The sequence below is a fragment of the Fodinibius sp. AD559 genome (assembly GCF_052712805.1).
In genome coordinates, this window is the sequence record NZ_JBQPVW010000002.1 from 453,295 (window position 1) to 471,711 (window position 18,417).

Genomic DNA, 18,417 nt, shown 5'->3' on the forward strand with positions numbered 1-18,417 from the left:
ATTACAAATACTCTAACCTTATACCCGAAAAGTGATGCTATGAATAAGAACAGTGAAAAGCCGAGACTAAGTTTTTGGGAAATATGGAATATGAGTTTTGGATTTCTGGGCATCCAGTTTGGTTTTGCTCTCCAAAACGCAAACGTCAGCCGAATCTTCGAAACGCTTGGGGCCAGCGTTGATGATATTCCCATTCTCTGGATTGCCGCGCCCGTTACAGGCCTGGTGGTACAGCCGATTATTGGTCATCTTAGTGACAAAACCTGGAATAGTCTCGGTCGACGAAGACCGTATTTCCTGTTTGGGGCCATTTTTGCATCGATAGCACTAATTATAATGCCCAATTCGTCCGTTCTCTGGGTGGCCGCCGGTATGCTTTGGATAATGGATGCTTCGATCAATATTTCGATGGAGCCTTTTCGTGCATTTGTGGGCGATATGCTTCCTGCTGAACAGCATACCAAAGGTTTTGCCATGCAAACCTTCTTTATTGGCACCGGGGCGGTGATAGCATCGGCGTTACCTTATATTATGACCAACTGGGTGGGTTTGGCAAATACCGCAGCTCCCGGTGAAATTCCGCCGGCGGTACAGTGGTCGTTTTATATCGGGGCTGCAACCTTTCTGGGAGCTGTTTTGTGGACCGTTTGGACTACCGAAGAGTATCCGCCCGAGGAGTTGGAGCGTTATTCAGAAAACGAGCCGGGAGAAGGTTCACTTATTGACGCTGCAAAAAAGGGAGAAGTTGATACAGGAAACGCCAAGCGTAAATTTACCATAGGTTCCATTTTAATTGCTGCCGGACTTGCATTAACCTACTATATTTATGGCGCCAACTTTGAGCAGGAGTTCTACATATTCAGTATTGGTGTATCCGTATTCGGATTGGTTATGGCTGTGGCTGGCTTTATGCAAAAATATCTAGATAAAGATGAGCATGGGCTCGTTGTGGTTGTTTCAGATTTCTTGAGTATGCCTAAGACCATGGTACAACTTTCGGCTGTTCAGTTCTTTTCTTGGTTTGCTCTCTTTGCCATGTGGATCTATACCACCGCAGCCGTAACTTCTCATGTATATGGTACAAGCGATACTACCTCGGTCCTTTACAATGAGGGAGCCGATTGGGTGGGAATCTTATTTGCTATCTACAATGGGTTTGCGGCTATTATTGCATTTGCTTTGCCGTATTTTGCAAAGCTGACAAGTCGCAAAATTGTACATGCGGTGTCTCTGCTGATTGGAGGAATAAGTCTTGCAAGTATTTATTTGATAAGTGATCCCATGATGCTCATTCTACCCATGTTGGGCATCGGTGTTGCCTGGGGCAGTATCCTGGCGATGCCGTATGCTATACTTTCAGGCGCTATTCCCGCCAAGAAGATGGGGGTATATATGGGACTTTTTAACTTTTTTATTGTAATTCCTCAAATTGTGGCGGCCAGTATTTTAGGAACGATGCTCCGAAACCTCTTCAACGGGGAAGCAATTTTTGCCCTCATAGCAGGAGGGGGAGCGATGGCCTTTGCCGCCCTTATGATGATTTTTGTGGATGATAAAGCTGCTCAGGAAATGAATGATCCAAAAGCTGTAGAACCGGCAGAGTAACTGATTGTTAGCCCATTTGACAGCAGCTGTATTTCATGTTGGGTAGATTTCTTATAATGATAAGTTAACAGCACATAAAAATGCCCTGCACTTTCAAAGTGTAGGGCATTTTTTATTGAAGTAAAATATCCTTGGGATTTGAGCGGAGCTTCACTCTGTTCTATGTTTACTCCAACTCCAGAATTAATACCGACCGTGACGGAATTTTAAGGTCATTCAGTTGATATGTTTTATCTGTTATAATATCAGTTCCTGTGGTAAAGCCATCTAACCGTTCGTAATAGTAATCCTTATTTAACGATATAGACTCTTTGCTCTTATTGAAAGCTACCATCACTGATTTTTGTTCGTTGTATCGGAAGTATACATAAACGCCATCATGTTTGGGGGCGTACTGCATCAGTTCACCGCTATGAATAACGGGATTACCTTTCCGCCAGTTGACCAACTTTTTTACAAATGTCTGGGCTTCTTTCTGTTTGTCGGATAACCCTTTTCCCGTAAATCCGTTCTTTTTATCATTTTCCCATCCGCCGGGAAAGTCTTCGCGAATTTGCCCGTGATCGTGTTCCTTTTCGTTACTCATCAATAGCTCGGTACCGTAATAAAATTGGGGAATACCGCGCATGGTCATGATATAGGCCAATCCCATTTTATACAGGTCGAAGTTCTGATTTACCTGTCGATAAAAACGATCCATATCGTGATTATCGGGAAAGATCACCATGTTTAAGGGGTTGGGATAAGCATAATCGAAGCTTAATGTCTCATAGAGATCAACGAAGCCGCTGCCCCAGCTTTCTTCACTTGTGAGAGCATCGACAAGGGTAGTTTGAATGGGAAAATCCATTAAGCTGGGCAGACATGAACTGAAATTATCGGGCTTATCATTGCCACGCTGCCATTTTGATAATACCAATGGATCAACCGACCATTCTTCGCCCACAATATTAAAGTTGGGATATTCTTCCATAATACGGCATGTCCATTCGGCCATAAATTCCTGTCCGGCGTAGGGATGAGTATCGTGACGAATGCCCCGGAGTCCTGCGTATTCAATCCACCACAGGCTGTTGTAGATCAGGTAATCGGCCAGCAGGGGGTTATCTTGATTCAGGTCCGGCATCGATTTGACAAACCATCCGTCCGTCATTCTTTTTTTGTCGATGTCAGCAGCATAGGGATCATGCAGTGTCGTTCGCCGATGATTAGTCTGCTGATAATTATCAGGATAATGTACCCAATCGTCCGTGGGTAGGTCATCCATCCACCAGTGGTTAGAACCCGAATGGTTCATGATCATATCCATGATTAGCTTGATGCCTCGTTTTTCGGCTTCCTCACTCAGTTTTTTATAGAGCTCATTACTTCCGTACCGTGGATCCACCTTATAATAATCGGTAGTGGCATAACCGTGATACGAGGAGCTTTCCATCGCATTTTCTTTTACGGGATTGAGCCAGATAGCCGTAAAACCCATCTCATCAATGTAATCGAGATGTTCAATAATTCCTTGGATATCTCCACCGTGACGCCCGTAGTCATCATCTCTGTCGAGGCTATCAGCATATCCAGCTACGCTGTCATTGCCGGGATTTCCATTGGCAAAGCGATCGGGAGTAATGAGATACATAACATCTGAGGAGTTAAAGCCTTCTCGTTGAGCAGAATTTTGCTCGCGTTCCTTAAGTTCATAAGTATACTTTAATTCCTGATCTCCATCTCTTGAAAGTATGATATCAAACTTTCCAGGATCTGTATCTTTTGAGATATCCAAATAGACAAACAGATAGTTATCGTTTTCAACTTTTTGGATACGTTTGATGGTCACCCCTTTATAATCAACGGCAGGAGAGAGTTCCCCAATATCATCACCGTAGATCATAACCTGAAGTTCGGCGTTTTCCATCCCTACCCACCAGTGGAGGGGTTCTACGCGCTCAATGGCGTAATCTTGGGCACTGAGGGAGAAGGTTAGTAAGATTACTAGAATCAAGGATAGTTTTAATGAGCGAAAAAAAAGCTTCATGATTTTTGGGAGTTGTTAATTATCGTTGTAGAATATTGAAATAAATGTAATGATTAAAATTAGTACTTAGATTTTTTTTCACCCCTTGAGGGGAGTAGAGGTCATCCCAGAAGTCCGTAGATGGCATTTGAACAAATTAATATTAATCAATCTCCCTAAATCCCTCTTCGCCCACCGAATAACTCGGGACACGCAAGAGGATTTTATTGAAGTCATAAAATGGGGGGTTAGATTTCCTCCTTGGAGAAGGAGGTTAGGAGGATTGAATAATTATTATTCTACCATCTAATAATTTTTAAGTTATTGTTGTTATTCGCCAGCCTCGGGGAGGGGTGAATGAGCACCTTTCGATAATTATTTTATCATCATCATCTTTTTGGATTCAATTTCGTCTCCGGCATGAATTCGATAAATATATAGTCCTGAGGACAGAGTAGAGAGATCAACGGAGATTTCTTTACCGGATCCGGCTGTCTGCTGTCCTAAATTTTTCTCAAGAACCTTTTGACCCAAAATATTAAAAACTTCCAGGTGTACTTCGGCATCTTCGGGCAAATCGTAGGGGATCGTCGTAGTTGGGTTAAACGGATTGGGGTAATTTTGATGTAACTTTAATTCATCAACGGACTCACTGTCTTGGTCACCATTTTTATTCTCAAAAGAAACGGGATTACCTGACGGGGTCTTAAACTTTTCAGTGGTGTAGATATGAAATTCACCTGCCTTCATCGTTATTGTTGTATCGGTATTATTTACCGACAGCGTATCCCCGGAAAAGAAATCGTACCAGTCACCGGATTGAGTAAATTGGGGTTGCAGATCGTTATTGGTAACACCAAAATTACCCGCAATAGTCACTTTCAATTCCGGATGGCTGATCGTAATGCGTTTGGTGGCATCATTTACATCCATTGTAACTTCGGAGGTTTCAGAGGTAAAAGCTTCGTGCGAATTGCGAAGGCGGATGAGCGCTTTATAGGTGTCATAGAGTTTTTTACGTTCCTCATCCTCATAGTAATCCCAACGAATGGGTTTTGGAGCTGTCCGGCAGCCGTTGCTGATAGAACCATCTTCGCAGCGATTAATACTAAAATCATATCCCAGCTCCCCGAACTGCCATAACATTTTAGGTCCCGGAACGGTGAAGAAAAAAGCAGACGATAGTTTGACTCGATTCAGTGCCGTGTTTAATTCAGTGATATCATAGGAGCCGCTGCTATTACTATTGCCGTAATTAAGATTTTCATACATAAGACGGGGTTCGTCGTGGCTTTCCATATAACCCACTAAGTTGGGTTGGCTCCAGTTGCGTTCTTGGTGATAAATTCCCGAGAAATCACTTTCGCCATTATCATTATACGCCATTGAGGCCTGTTTGTAATTGTAATGCATATTCCCCCAAAGCAGCATACCGTATTTGGACAATTCCTGTTCTTCGCTGTTTTCGGTAAGATGTTCAAGAATTACATAGGAAGAGTCATCAACGGCCCATTGCTGATCGGCCATTCGTTTTAGCAGTCCGATGCGATCTTCATCGCGAGCCCAGCCATCTCCGGAATTTTGAGTAAAGCCCTTGGTGAAATCAAAACGGTAGCCGTCGGCATTAAACTCCTCCAGCCAGTAGCGCGTTACACGGTCCACATAGTACTTAGTGGCTGCCGCTTCATGATTGAAATCATATCCCCAGGAATATGTTTGATTGGGAGATTGGACATTTAGATACGGGTTCTCGGTGGTTGGTTGCCCATAGTCACCTTCGTTCCACAGCCGCACCAGTGGCGATTGTCCATATACGTGATTTAACACAATATCTAAAATGACCACCATACCGCGGGAGTGGGCCTCGTCTATAAACTTCTTGAGATCATCAGCGGGACCGTAGTACTTGTCGGTAGCAAAAAGGAAGGCCGAATTATATCCCCAGCTGATGTTGCCTTCAAACTCCATCACGGGCATCAGTTCAATAGCATTAACGCCCAGCCGATCGAGGTAGTCGAGGGTGTCGGTTAGAGTTTGGTAATCGTGATTTTCGACAAAGTCCCGAACCAGTAACTCGTACACAACCAGTTCATCTTTATCAGGGCGATCGTAGTTATCGTGCTGCCACTGGTACTCCGTTTTACCGGGCTGCAAAACGCCCACCGCAAAATCCGTTTGGTCACCGGGGTAGGGCTCTAAATTCGGATAGGTTTCTTGGCTGATATACTGGTCATCGGGTTGTAATACCTTTTCGGAGTAGGGATCAGCCACCCGTACTTCTCCATCAACAAAATATTGAAAGCCATATTCTTCACCCGACATTAATCCGTCTTGATCATCAATTTCGATCCAGAAGTAACTGCTGTCGGCATTCACAGTCTCTTTATTCATAAAGTAATTGGGATCAATTTCCCAATTTGTAAAATCTCCAATTACGTATACAAACTCTTTATTAGGTGCAAAAAGCGACAGCCGAACCGTATTTGCGTCCACATAGGTGATACCGTCTTGCAATCCCTGGGGACGTGCCTGCTCGGTTATTTCAGGATTTACAACCAATTGCTGGGACACTTGGTCAGTATTGGTCCCATCAGTTCCTTCAAGGCGGACTTCAAAGTTACCGGCATTTTGAGCAGGATAATCATACTGAATAGAATTATTTTTGACCTGTGCAACCTGCTGATTGTCTACAAAAAGCGTAAGCTGTTCGCTGCCTGTGTTGGTTGAGGCTATGCCCTCAATAGTAACCGTATTGTTTTTTGAGGTAAATGCGGGATTATCGGTAGGGGAGGTTATACTTACATTAAATTTGTTTTGATAGACTTCAGCAAAGATATCTTCGCCGCCCGTGGCTTTTCCCTCTTGGGATCCGTCGCTGCTTCTGAATACAAAAGCCATTTGTTCGATTGTTTCTCCTTCCGGTACGCCATAATATTCGCGGATAGAAGGGGTGATATCCAGGGTATAGAGATCGGGATTGTTGGCATCGCGTTCCATTTTTGCTTTTGGAATATTTTCATCCCAGTCGGCCACTACGTATTTCCAGTCAGTGTTGTCAGTACTTTCATCGGTAATAACGCCGGTGTGGGCATAGACATCCCCCGTATAGTCTTCCAGACCGCCCGTACCTTCGGTAGCATCAAAAGTAATGGTTACCGACTGATCCGCTTTGGGAAATTCGGGATCGGTGGTGATTACTTGCCCCTGGGCTGTAATAAATAGTCCCAGTAAAAAGAGGAGTAATGTAGCAATACGTCGCATAAAAAAAGGAGTTAATAAAAAAGCCCACCCATCAATGGGATGAGTGGGTATATATCGGCATTTTGGTTACAAATTTACTTCTCTAACACTAAATAATCCCAAGAAGTCATTTCAATAGGATCACCATTAATAGTAAACTCAGATTGTGCAAAAATATCTGTATAGGTGGTTGACTCGATATCTTGTAAAGTAACGGTTTGACTCTGGTCACTTAGATTCAGAATAACCATGACTTCATTTTCTTCATTTGTACGTCGAAAGGCAAAGACATCGCTGTTATTGGTAGTTACTCGTTCATAACCTCCACCGCTATCTCCATTCCACAAGGCGGAATTATTTTGATTAAGCTGAAGAAGCTTAGTATAAAATTCTTCAAGTTCATAACCACTCCATTCGATTTGATCTTTTTGGAAGAATGCAAGTTCTTCGTCTATTCTTGCTTCTTGACCATTGTATAATAATGGCATTCCATTGAGGGTACTAGCTAATACAGCCATCGTTTCTAGAGCAGGACCATAACGATCAACTGCTGAATTTTCCCATGAATTTATGTCGTGATTGCTTGTGTAATACATTCGATAATCAGAATTATCAAACTGATCTTGCTCGTTTAACATGTATGTATGAATTGCATTGGGACCAGCATTACCATCAGCAATTTGATGAGTTAGATTGGGAAAACTCCAAGCGTAGGTCATATCGAAAGCATGTTCATGGAATTCAGGGCCTTCTGCTTCAGCAAGTAGAAAGATGGGCTTTATTTCATTAAGATCATGTCTTACTCGATTCCAGAACTCCATGGGTACACCGCTGGCAAAATCTGCACGAAAACCATCGATATTAAACTCTTCAACCCAGTAACTCATTTCATCAACCATTTCATCACGCATGTCTTCTATATTATAATTTAGCTCAATTACATCAGACCAATCTTGCGGAGTAACAAAATCCCCGTTTTCATCCTTTGTATACCAGTCAGGATTAGATTCAGTCCATATATGATCCCACGCGGTGTGATTAGCTACCCAGTCTAAGATAATTTTCATGTCATGGTTATGGGCTGTTTGAACCAGTTCTCGAAGATCTTCCTTAGAACCAAATTCGGGATTAACTTCTCCGTAATCTTGCACAGAGTAATAACTACCGAGTTCACCTAGCCTGTTCTCTTCACCAATGGGATGAATAGGCATTAACCACAAAACTTCAATCCCCATATCTTTTATACGGGGAATATCTTCAGTAAAAGCGTTGAAAGTTCCTTCCTGCGAGTATTGACGAATATTTACTTCATAAATAGTAGCGTTATTTGTCCATTCAGGGTGTTCTACCGGGGAATATGAGATCGGTTCTTCGATGTCGTCATCATCAGACCGTGTTGGTTCTGTTGCCGTATTACATCCACCCAGAATAACTAAAAATGATACTAGAAGAAGTATTGATTTATTTAATTTCATGGTATCACCTCGTAGCAAGATATAGGGAAACTTTAATTTTAGTGCTTACTTTTTTAAAACTCGATAGCCCCACGGATTCATATCAATGGGGTCATCTCCAATTTTTAGACTATTCTCGGAAAATATATCGGTGAAAGTGGTGCTAGGGAAATCCTTAAGTGTTACAGTTTGTTTTTGATCACTTAAATTAAGTAATACGAAAACTTCATTCTTATTTTTAATACGTTTATAGGCATAAATTTCGTTTTTATTGTTGGTCTTTACTCTTACAAAATCTCCACCGGCCTTTCCATTCCATAGGGCAGGGTTATTTTGATTTAATTGAAGAAGTTTTGTGTAAAACTCATATAACTCCGATCCTTTCCAACGAATAGTATCTCTTTGAAAGAATTCCAGTCTTTTATTGATACGGGTTTCTTGACCATTGTAAACAAGAGGCATACCATCAATAGTACTGGTTAATACTGCCATAGCTTCTAGTGCTGGCCCATAACGTTCTACTGCTGTACCATTCCACGAGTTTTCATCGTGGTTGGAAGTAAAGTACATTCTATATGCGTGGTTTGGAAAAGTAGAATCTTCCCAAGCCATATATTGGTCGATATCTTTTGGTCCTGCACTGTCATGTGCAATCTCATTGGTCAGTTCATGGAATTTCCAGGCATAGCTCATATCAAAAGCCTTATTATGATGATCAGGTTGTTCTGCTTCGGCCAACATAAAAACGGGTTTGATCTGATCTAACTCTTCACGTGCACGGTTCCAAAATTCCGTAGGTACATCCATCGCATAATCAGCACGATAACCATCAATATTGGCTTCTTTCACCCAGAATTCCATGGCATTTATCATGGCATCACGCATTTCGTGATTGTTAAAATCCAATTCAATAACGTCGGACCAATCTTCGATAGGAGGCTGAAAATTCCCATTTTCATCTTTAGTATACCATTCAGGATGTTTTTTAGTCCAAATATGATCCCATGCAGTATGATTAGCTACCCAGTCTAAGATAACTTTCATATCATTTTCGTGAGCCGTTTTGACCAACTCTTTTAAGTCTCGAAGAGTACCGAATTCGGAGTTAACCGCCTTGTAATCCTTTATAGAATAATAACTCCCTAGCTTACCCTTCCGGTTTTTTTCTCCAATAGGGTGGATGGGCATTAACCATAAAATTTCTACGCCCATCTTTTTAAGTCTGGGAATATGTTTTTTAAAAGAATCAAAGGTGCCTTCAGATGTATATTGGCGGACATTCACCTCGTAAATTGTTGCATTTTTTGCCCATTCCGGATGTTGAAATTTACTCGCCTCAGCATTGGATTGATTAGTCTGTTGTTTAGACTGTTGAGAGCAGGCGGAGCTTAATGCAAATAAGGCTAATAAGACGAAGAAGTTAACCGAATATTTGGTATTCATGAAGTTATTCATAGAAGAGATTATTAAATTGATTAACCTGAAATCATAAACTTCAAGAAATCAAAAGTTAAAAAAAGGGCTCATCTAACTTTCTAAAAGTTAGATGAGCCCAAATCGTATACTAGTTTTGAGTTACTGTATAAGTGTAATTAGTGCCATTTAGATCTATCTCGATGGTATAGTTACCAGCTTCTGGTATATTTATAGCACCGTCAGTTTGGATTAGATCTCCCTGAAGAGCGTCAGCATTGGCAGGGCCATAATTGATATCCCAAGTATCATTTGCTCTAAATTTAAGAGCACCTGAAGTTAGATCTGTTGTTATAGACCATGTTTTTGAACTTGAATCAAAAGTCATATCCTGATCTGAATTCCAGTCATCAGCAGTAGCTGTACCAATAATTCCCCATTCTGTTCTAACAAGTGAATACGAGAGATTAGGAATATCTGCATAGATTTTGTAATAGCCTGATTGAGCAACGCCTAGGTTGTTACCAACTCCACCTGATTCGAGTGTACCACTATTATCTGGTGTTCCCCAGTTGCTGTCCCAACCTGTATTTGTACCTGTTAGCTTGAAGCCGGCTCCGGAACTGAAATAGACATAGCCTTCGTAGATATCACCTCCACTCACACTACCCAAAGCAGGTGCATCTCCGGGTGTCCAATCGCTACCATAACCACTAGCTGCCTGATAACCACCTGGTACATAGATTGCAGGACAGAACTGGCATAATGAGTATGGGGTAAAGCCAAGAGATATAGGTTCAGAGACTTGCTCTTCAACGGAATCCGCAATGGATGCAACTACTCTAAAGTCTAGCGTGGTTTCTTGTCCAGTTGGTAAGCCTACTCCGGTTAAGGTGTTATTCATGTTTTGAACAGTTATAGACCAGCTTGTCTGATTAGTGGTGGCAAGCTGTATGGGGTCACTAAAGTCACCATCTTGGGTGGCCTGAATTGAATAGTTGGTAACTACAGGCACCCCAAAATCTGGTGCTGTCCACTCCATTGTAAGGAGAGTATCATTCGCATTTTCTTCAAGCAACGTATAGCTCTGTTCAGATTCAGGAGCAGTGATAGAAGGGGATCCTGGACTTGTAGTGTTAGCTACAGGTCCCATTTCACCTTTATCACAAGATACAAAGGCGAACAAACCGAGTATCGATAGTATTATAGTTAAATTCTTCATTGTCTTAGTCCTTTAAAAATTCGAATTATGTATTGGTTTAGTAACCCGGATTCTGTGTTAAATTGGGATTAGCATTTATATCAGAAGATGGGATAGGGTAGAGGTTATAAATCGCGTCTGTACCAGTACCATCTTGTTCTTCCCCTTTCCAAGACCAGACATAGTTAGACCCGGTAAACATTCCGAATCGAATAAGATCTGTTCGCCGGTGATTTTCCCAGTAAAGTTCACGGGCACGCTCGTTGATTAAAAACTCGAGATCGAGCTCTGAGGATGTAATGTTGCCTGAGGCGTCACCATAAGCTCGTTCGCGGATATCATTAACCAAACTTAATGCTTCGCTTTCATCACCACCTTGTCCACCTCGTTCAACTGCTTCTGCGTACATCAGGTAGACATCGGCTAACCTGAACATTGGAAAGTCAGTGTCTACGTATGCTGCTCGACTACCCGGTTGGCCATCAGAAGTGATATTTTGCCACTTCGTAACAGCATAACCATGCTGAAAGTTAATAGGATCTTCGATCTCTAATGTTTGTCCGTCTGTGAAGAACAAAGCTCTTGAATCATTATCTTGATCGAACTTATCTACAAATTCAGGGGTAACGCGATTACCAGCCCATGGGCCATCAATACCAAAATTGCTGGCACTCATATTACCACCAACTGCAGCATGTATGATATAGTTGGTACTGCCATAAGATTGCATACGTTCTCCATCATGAGGTATCGCAAAGATGATTCCGTTTGCTGTATGGTTATCGGCAAGGAACAGATCTTGATAATTACTCTCTAACTGGTATCCACCTTGGTCAATTACTTTTTTGGCGTAAGTAATAGCCTCAGTATAGTGGGGTTCGTCAATATACACTTCAGCATTCAAGTAAAGTTTAGTGAGAAGAGTCCATGCCGCTGCACGATTTGCACGTCCATACTCCCCTTCGCCAGGAGCTGAAAGCTGACCTTCTATAGCAAGTAATTCACTTTCGATATAATTGAATAAAGAATCACTGCTAATTGAAGGAGGGTTATAAGCTCCAACACCATCATCTTCAGTTACGAAAGGTACACCACCACCATACAAGTCAAGTGCATGCCAGTAGCTTAGGGCACGTAAAAATCGAGCCTCAGCATTGTAGGTTTGTATGGTCGGATCGTCGTTACCTTTCGCATTACGAATAAATTCATTGGCAAGTGTAATTTCATAATATACACGGCTGTACATCATGAAAACAAAGCTGTTTGAGGCACTCCAGCTATGAAAATTGTATGGCTGGAAATTGGGATTATTCCAAGCTACGATTGCCTCATCTGTTGAGATTACTTGGGCCGCAAACATTTGCCGGATGTAGTTTGAAAACCCCTCATCATCACTTGCAATATCAGGTTGTCCAAATGGGCCCTGTTGACCCGTGAGGGCAAAACCAGCATAAAGTTTTGCAAGTACTTGCTTATAGTCTTCTTGGGTTTCGTAAACGGATGCCGAAGTTTGTACATCTGTATCCAGCGGTGTAGTACTCAAATCGCCCGTACATGATGACATAAAAGCCATCAAGAGAGCAATCATTAAGATAGATAGTATTTGATATTTGGTATTAAACATAATCTTCACCATTTGAGAAATTCCGATTAAAAATTGAGACTTGCACTCAGAACAAATGTTCTTGGGCGTGGATAGATATTACCATCAATTCCACCAAATATTTCTGGATCAAGCCCATCGTAGTTTGAAATTACAAAAGCATTCTGGACAGTAGCTGCCAGTCGCATTGATTTTACAACATCAGGGAGTTGGCTAAATGTATAACCTACTGTAATATTATCCATACGGAGAAAGGATGCATTCTCAACAAAATGATCAGATAAGAATCGAGAACTCCAGAACTCTGTATCTTCAAGCTGAGTGGTTGTATTACTTAAATACCCAGTCGAGTTATATAATCCTATATATGAAGCCCCTGCTGCAACGTTATTGAAAACATAATTGCCAATTTCTGCACGAGCAGAGAAGGAAGCGTCCCAATTTTTGTATTCATACCGAGATGAGAAACCAAAGCTTACATCTGAATCTGGACTTTGATATCGATATAAGTCGCTACTATTAATTACTCCGTCATTATTTCGGTCTACATAAACACCTTCAATGGGGTCACCATTCTCATCATATACCTGTTCATATACGTAAAAGGAACTTCTAGGATAACCTACACTATGAACTTGAATAGTATTTCCTATTGAAATACCACCGTGCCTTACACCCTCATAGCCAGGGTTATCTCCCGCAGTTAGCTTTGTTATCTCATTTACGCTATGTGTAGCATTGAAACTAACTTCCCAATATGAATCTTCAGTTGACAGGGGGATACTTGTTACACTGAATTCAAGACCTTTTACTTCAAGTGATCCAATATTAGATAATATACTATTGGTAAGATTGGTACCTGCAGGTGGAGTTACCACGTTCAAGAGATCTGTGGTTTTGCGATAGTATCCTTCTAGTGAACCATTCAATCTACCATCGAAAAAACCATAATCCATCCCGATATTATAAGTAGTAGTTTCTTCCCACTTGAGATTCTGGTTATAACCTTCAGGTCTTAAAGTTTGCACGAACTCATTTCCAAACAGATAAGAAGCTGTAGGCTGGCTTTGGGTATAGGTACCTAAGTATGGGTAGTCTCCCTGATTAATACGTTGTTGTCCGGTGACACCATAACCAAGTCGTAACTTGAGTTGACTTAGTTTCTCAAACTCTGAAAGAAACGGTTCTTCATGGACTTTCCACGCCAAAGCAAGAGAAGGGAAAAGCCCCCACCGATTGTCTTCTGAAAAGCGTGAGGTTCCGTCATAGCGGATTGTACCGGTAAGAAGATACTTGTCTTTGTAGCTGTAATTTAACCTCCCAAAGGTAGAAAGAAGATAATTTTCAGTAGCGAAGTCAGTATCAGAATAAACGACGGTCGTATCTTGTCTTAAGCGATTCGTGGAAAAGTTTGAACTTTCCTCTAAGTGATGTTCCCATGAGTACCCAGCAGTGAAATCAACTGAACTCTCAATTGAAGGGAAATCATTTTGATACTTGATATAGAAATCTAAGAGTTCATTTTCTTTTCGCTGATTATAATCAGTCCAAAGTCCACCTATTCCACTACCATCATATTGGAAAGCTGCATTTTCCTGTACTCTTACTTGACCTTCTCCTGTATCAGAATAGTCATAACCAAGATTCAGTGTAGCAGTTATATTGGAGAAAAAGTCTGGAGTATAGTCCAGTTTCAACTTACCGATAGACCTGTAAATCGTAGAAATATCATTTTGTTGTTCAAGCATTGCTACAGGATTTGCTGGGGCAATAGGGATTGGATTTCCCTGTGAATTTGTCCAAGTATAGTAACCACCCCACGGATCATCTTCATTTCCTACCATAACCGGTTGTGTAGGATCGAAGTAAACAGCTGAACCGATAGCCCCCCTGTTGGCAAAAAAGTTGTCAACACGCATACCCTTAAGATTTAGGTTGACTTCTAGATTGTCATCAAAAAAGGAAGGGTTAAGTGTTACGGATCCAGTGAGTCGTTCCATATCAGAAGTCTTGAGAATGCCTGAATTGTCACTGAAACCTAATGAAACTCTGTAGGGGAGGAAACCAGTGGATCCCGCCAGGCTTAAATTGTGATCTTGACTGAAGGCCGGATTATAGATTTGGTCTTGCCACTTAGTATTTGTGTCTCCAAGCAAGTCAACAGCATTCTGTCCGTGTTGTTGCTCTATAATGTTTCTGAATTCATCAGCCGAGTAAACATCTAACATTTTAGGGATTGTTTGATAAGAAGCCTTGCCAGTATAGCTAACTTGTAAATCCTGTCCCTGTTCGGCAGTCTTTGTTTCGATAAGTACTACTCCGTTGGATGCTCGAGAACCATATATTGCGGTTGCAGAGGCATCTTTTAAGATAGTAATTGACTCAATGTCATTCGGGTTAATAGTATTGAGCGGGTTTCTCATTCCTGCGACGCCTCCACCATCGAGCGGTACACCATCTATTACGTATAATGGATCATTACTTGCTGTTAATGAAGATCCACCACGGATTCGTATCGTAGCTCCGCTACCGGGTGCACCGTCTCCAGAGGTGACGGAAACTCCCGAAGCCTTGCCCTGAAACAACTCTTGGGCAGAGGTGATGGCTCCTTCATTAAAATCTTCTGAGCTTACAGAAGTTATTGATCCAGTTTGATCTTCTCGCTGCTGCGTTCCGTAACCGATTACAACAACATCTTCAAGCTGTTGAACATCGGGAGAGAGTGAAACATCGATTGTAGTCCGTCCATTAATTGGAACTTCTTGCTTAACGAATCCTACAAAAGAATAAACCAGCGTATCTTGCAACGATGGTACATTTAAATTATAGGTTCCGTTTGCATTGGTAGCAGTTCCGCGCTCGGGCATGTTTTTAACAGTAATATTAACGCCCGGCAGGGTTTCCCCGCTTTGAGCGTCTGTTACCGTTCCCGATACGGAACTCTGTGCTAATCCCGGGAGTGTGAGTCCCAGTACCAGACACGACGTAATGAGTAGCTTTTTAATTGGTATCATAGAGGTTGGTTTAGATTATTGTGGATAAGTCTTGAACATATTCTTTAATAGAGGATAAAATGTGTTGATCGTTTGTAATTTCACTATGAATGAAAGCGCTTACATTGAGTATTAAAAAATTTAGCCCATAAGTAAATATGTAAGCGCTTTCATTTCATCTGATATCTAACAATTTATGAGGAGAGATTCAAGTGAATAATGACTGCACACGAAAATTATTTTTATACCAGAAACAAGCCATTTATTTTTGCAATTCTGGTATTCAAAATGATATTCATTGTAGCGATGAAATGATTCTGCTTGTGAATGGGTTATAAATTATTCTGAATTGTAAAACTATTTATAAGGTCAATGGAAAAGCTGAAAAATACTGTTAAAACATTAGGGGAATTAAAAAAATCAGGCTGGGAATCCATACCGGTTAAGGAAGAAATAAGACAAAACTTAATTGAGAAGATACAGTCGGGTGAAACGCTATTCCCCGACATTATGGGGTATGACAAATCAGTGATTCCCCAGCTGCAGCACGCCCTGTTGGCAAAGCATGATATTATTTTACTGGGGCTTCGGGGACAGGCAAAGACCAAGATATTGCGTCAGCTGACTTCTTTTTTGGATGAGTATATGCCCGTTATTGTGGGATCAGAAATTCATGACGATCCATTTAATCCGGTATCAAAGCATGCGAGAGAATTAGTGGAAGAAAAGGGGGATGAAACTCCCATCCGCTGGGTGCACCGCACCGAGCGGTATGGCGAAAAACTGGCGACCCCCGATACAGCGGTGGCCGATCTTATTGGGGATATTGATCCTATTAAGGCTGCAGCCGAGAAGCTGACTCTGGCCGACGAGAATGTGATAAACTTCGGGTTGGTCCCACGTACGAATCGTGGAATTTTTGCGATTAACGAACTGCCCGATCTACAGCCGCGCATTCAGGTAGCGCTCCTTAATATAATGCAGGAACGTGATATTCAGATTCGGGGCTTCAACATTCGTATTCCGCTGGATGTGCTGATGGTATTTTCTGCCAATCCCGAGGACTATACCAATCGGGGAAGTATTATTACACCGCTGAAAGACCGTATCGATTCGCAGATTTTAACACATTACCCCCAAAAGTTGGAAACGGGGATGAAAATCACCCAGCAAGAGGCCTGGATTTCGCGCGATGGGGTAGTGGATGTAACGATTCCACCGGTGATCAAAGAATTGCTGGAGCAGACTGCTTTTGAAGCCAGGGATTCAGAGTACATCGATCAGAAGAGTGGTGTTTCTACCCGGATGACCATTACAGCAATGGAGCAGCTTATTTCTGCAGCTGAACGTCGGGCGCTTGTGAATAATGAGTCTAAAACGGTAGCACGCATCACGGATCTGTTTCATATTGTTCCTGCATTGACCGGTAAGTTGGAGCTGGTATACGAAGGCGAACAGGAGGGGGCTTCAAATGTTGCGAAGCATATTATCGGGAAGGGAATCAAAGAGACGTTTGCTCGCTATTTTCCTGATCCCGGCGAACAGAAGAAAAGTGATGAAAATATCTATCAGCCGGTGCTGGATTGGTTTGCCGATGGTAATACCTTGGATATCAGTGATAACATGAGTCGAAAAGAGTATGAGAAATTCCTTGATGGCGTTGATGGACTCTCATCACTGGTGGAGGAAAACTCATTGCTCGATAAAGATAACGATCAGTATGTGCTGATGGATTTTGTTATCGAGGCCCTTCATCAGCATTCGATGGTAGGCAAAGAGGAGTTAGATGATGCTCGCAGCTATTCTGATATGCTGGGAAGCATGCTCGGTTCCATTGATGATCTGGATGATTTCGATGATTTGGAACAATGATTGAGATTGCAAGTAGGCTCTTAAGCCCTTATATTTACCGACCGAATTAAGCAATAAAGAAATTTAATGATCCCATGAAAGACGGAATTCACCCAGAGTACGAAGAGATTACGGTTGTAATGAGCGATGGTACTGAATTTAAGACTCGCAGTACGATAGATACCGAAGACGGTGTATATCGCAGCGAGGTTGATTCTAAAAACCATCCTTTTTATACCGGCAACATGAACTTTCAGAAGAAAGCTGGTCGTATCGATCGCTTTAAGAAGCGTTACGGCAAACAAGACGACTAAGAGTTTTTGGAAGACTAAAGAATTTAGGGATGCATTTCGCAAGGAGATGCATCCCTTTTTTATTTGATTTTTTTTCTAATGGATGAGTATCACATATGAATGTTATTAAATATACTGTAGGACCATTTGCCGAAAATACTTACCTGCTGACTCAAGGAGGACAGGCCTTGATTATCGATCCCGGATTTATAGAAGATGCGGAATATCAAAAAGTAAAAGAGGAGATTGATAATCAGAATGTAGATCTGATTGCTATTGTTTTAACGCATGCTCATGTAGATCATGTGTTGGGATTACAAACAGTGTTGGATAATTTTGATGTGCCCGTTTATTTAAGTGACAAGGATCGATACCTGTGGAATAATTTTGGATCACAGGCTGCCATGTTTGGATTCACCTCTGATGGGTTTTCTTTTGATCCCGATGTTCTGCCGGTAACTGAAAACTGGTCACTCGGCAATTTTTCTTTTGACGTCCGATATACACCCGGTCATGCCCCTGATCATGTTTCGCTTTATAGCCAAACTGATGGTTTGGTTATCGCGGGAGATGCGCTTTTTAGAGAAGGCATAGGCCGTACCGATCTCTATAAAGGAGATTTCAAGGTATTGGAACAATCTATTCGAGAACAGTTATACACACTACCGGATGATACGGTGGTGTATCCCGGTCACGGAGAAAAGACAACGATCAACCACGAAAAAAAAGCAAATCCTTTTGTAAAAGGATAAGTAG

11 protein-coding genes are annotated in these 18,417 nt (G+C 41.7%); 4 read left to right on the forward strand and 7 right to left on the reverse strand.

The window, feature by feature from the left end:
* Positions 1-39: 39 nt before the first annotated feature.
* Positions 40-1,605 (forward strand): MFS transporter, encoded by a 1,566-nt coding sequence (locus ACQ4LT_RS04955; protein ID WP_445664911.1) that lies wholly within the window; start codon positions 40-42, stop codon positions 1,603-1,605.
* 166 nt (positions 1,606-1,771) lie between these two features.
* Here the strand turns inward: ACQ4LT_RS04955 and ACQ4LT_RS04960 are convergent, their stop codons facing one another.
* The 7 genes from ACQ4LT_RS04960 to ACQ4LT_RS04990 all read right to left on the reverse strand — a co-directional run bounded on the left by ACQ4LT_RS04960 (position 1,772) and on the right by ACQ4LT_RS04990 (position 15,538).
* Positions 1,772-3,634: a glycoside hydrolase family 13 protein gene (locus ACQ4LT_RS04960; RefSeq protein ID WP_445664912.1), complete on the reverse strand. Its 1,863-nt coding sequence runs from the start codon at positions 3,632-3,634 to the stop codon at positions 1,772-1,774.
* A 354-nt stretch (positions 3,635-3,988) separates the two neighbouring features.
* On the reverse strand, positions 3,989-6,874 hold the full coding sequence (locus tag ACQ4LT_RS04965; RefSeq protein WP_445664913.1) for an alpha-amylase family glycosyl hydrolase: 2,886 nt from the start codon (positions 6,872-6,874) through the stop codon (positions 3,989-3,991).
* 74 nt (positions 6,875-6,948) lie between these two features.
* Entirely contained in the window at positions 6,949-8,346 is a 1,398-nt protein-coding gene (locus ACQ4LT_RS04970) for an alpha-amylase family glycosyl hydrolase (RefSeq protein WP_445664914.1), read from the reverse strand.
* A gap of 27 nt (positions 8,347-8,373) precedes the next feature.
* Positions 8,374-9,762 (reverse strand): alpha-amylase family glycosyl hydrolase, encoded by a 1,389-nt coding sequence (locus ACQ4LT_RS04975; RefSeq protein ID WP_445664915.1) that lies wholly within the window; start codon positions 9,760-9,762, stop codon positions 8,374-8,376.
* A 109-nt stretch (positions 9,763-9,871) separates the two neighbouring features.
* Positions 9,872-10,942, reverse strand: coding sequence for a SusE domain-containing protein (locus ACQ4LT_RS04980; protein WP_445664916.1), 1,071 nt, complete (start codon positions 10,940-10,942; stop codon positions 9,872-9,874).
* A gap of 37 nt (positions 10,943-10,979) precedes the next feature.
* Complete coding sequence (locus ACQ4LT_RS04985; protein WP_445664917.1) at positions 10,980-12,545, reverse strand: RagB/SusD family nutrient uptake outer membrane protein; 1,566 nt, start codon at positions 12,543-12,545, stop codon at positions 10,980-10,982.
* 26 nt (positions 12,546-12,571) lie between these two features.
* Entirely contained in the window at positions 12,572-15,538 is a 2,967-nt protein-coding gene (locus ACQ4LT_RS04990) for a SusC/RagA family TonB-linked outer membrane protein (RefSeq protein ID WP_445664918.1), read from the reverse strand.
* A gap of 351 nt (positions 15,539-15,889) precedes the next feature.
* Here ACQ4LT_RS04990 and ACQ4LT_RS04995 point away from each other — a divergent pair, with 351 nt between their 5' ends.
* The 3 genes from ACQ4LT_RS04995 (at position 15,890) to ACQ4LT_RS05005 (ending at position 18,413) form a co-directional block, all read left to right on the forward strand.
* Positions 15,890-17,389, forward strand: a complete 1,500-nt coding sequence (locus ACQ4LT_RS04995; RefSeq protein WP_445664919.1) for a sigma 54-interacting transcriptional regulator — start codon at positions 15,890-15,892, stop codon at positions 17,387-17,389.
* 74 nt (positions 17,390-17,463) lie between these two features.
* Positions 17,464-17,682 carry a 50S ribosomal protein L31 gene (gene rpmE, locus ACQ4LT_RS05000; RefSeq protein WP_445664920.1) on the forward strand — a complete coding sequence of 73 codons (219 nt, stop codon included), beginning with the start codon at positions 17,464-17,466 and terminating at the stop codon, positions 17,680-17,682.
* A 95-nt stretch (positions 17,683-17,777) separates the two neighbouring features.
* The gene (locus tag ACQ4LT_RS05005; RefSeq protein ID WP_445664921.1) at positions 17,778-18,413 is read left to right on the forward strand and encodes an MBL fold metallo-hydrolase; all 636 of its coding nucleotides are present in this window, start codon (positions 17,778-17,780) and stop codon (positions 18,411-18,413) included.
* Positions 18,414-18,417: the final 4 nt, after the last annotated feature.

What these genes read in the sequence shown, in the direction of transcription:
- ACQ4LT_RS04955 (WP_445664911.1), top strand. Translation starts at nt 40, where the DNA reads ATGAATAAGAACAGTGAAAAGCCGAGACTAAGTTTTTGGGAAATATGG.
- ACQ4LT_RS04960 (WP_445664912.1), bottom strand. Translation starts at nt 3,634, where the DNA reads ATGAAGCTTTTTTTTCGCTCATTAAAACTATCCTTGATTCTAGTAATC.
- ACQ4LT_RS04965 (WP_445664913.1), bottom strand. Translation starts at nt 6,874, where the DNA reads ATGCGACGTATTGCTACATTACTCCTCTTTTTACTGGGACTATTTATT.
- ACQ4LT_RS04975 (WP_445664915.1), bottom strand. Translation starts at nt 9,762, where the DNA reads ATGAATAACTTCATGAATACCAAATATTCGGTTAACTTCTTCGTCTTA.
- ACQ4LT_RS04980 (WP_445664916.1), bottom strand. Translation starts at nt 10,942, where the DNA reads ATGAAGAATTTAACTATAATACTATCGATACTCGGTTTGTTCGCCTTT.
- ACQ4LT_RS04985 (WP_445664917.1), bottom strand. Translation starts at nt 12,545, where the DNA reads ATGTTTAATACCAAATATCAAATACTATCTATCTTAATGATTGCTCTC.
- ACQ4LT_RS04990 (WP_445664918.1), bottom strand. Translation starts at nt 15,538, where the DNA reads ATGATACCAATTAAAAAGCTACTCATTACGTCGTGTCTGGTACTGGGA.
- ACQ4LT_RS04995 (WP_445664919.1), top strand. Translation starts at nt 15,890, where the DNA reads ATGGAAAAGCTGAAAAATACTGTTAAAACATTAGGGGAATTAAAAAAA.
- rpmE (WP_445664920.1), top strand. Translation starts at nt 17,464, where the DNA reads ATGAAAGACGGAATTCACCCAGAGTACGAAGAGATTACGGTTGTAATG.
- ACQ4LT_RS05005 (WP_445664921.1), top strand. Translation starts at nt 17,778, where the DNA reads ATGAATGTTATTAAATATACTGTAGGACCATTTGCCGAAAATACTTAC.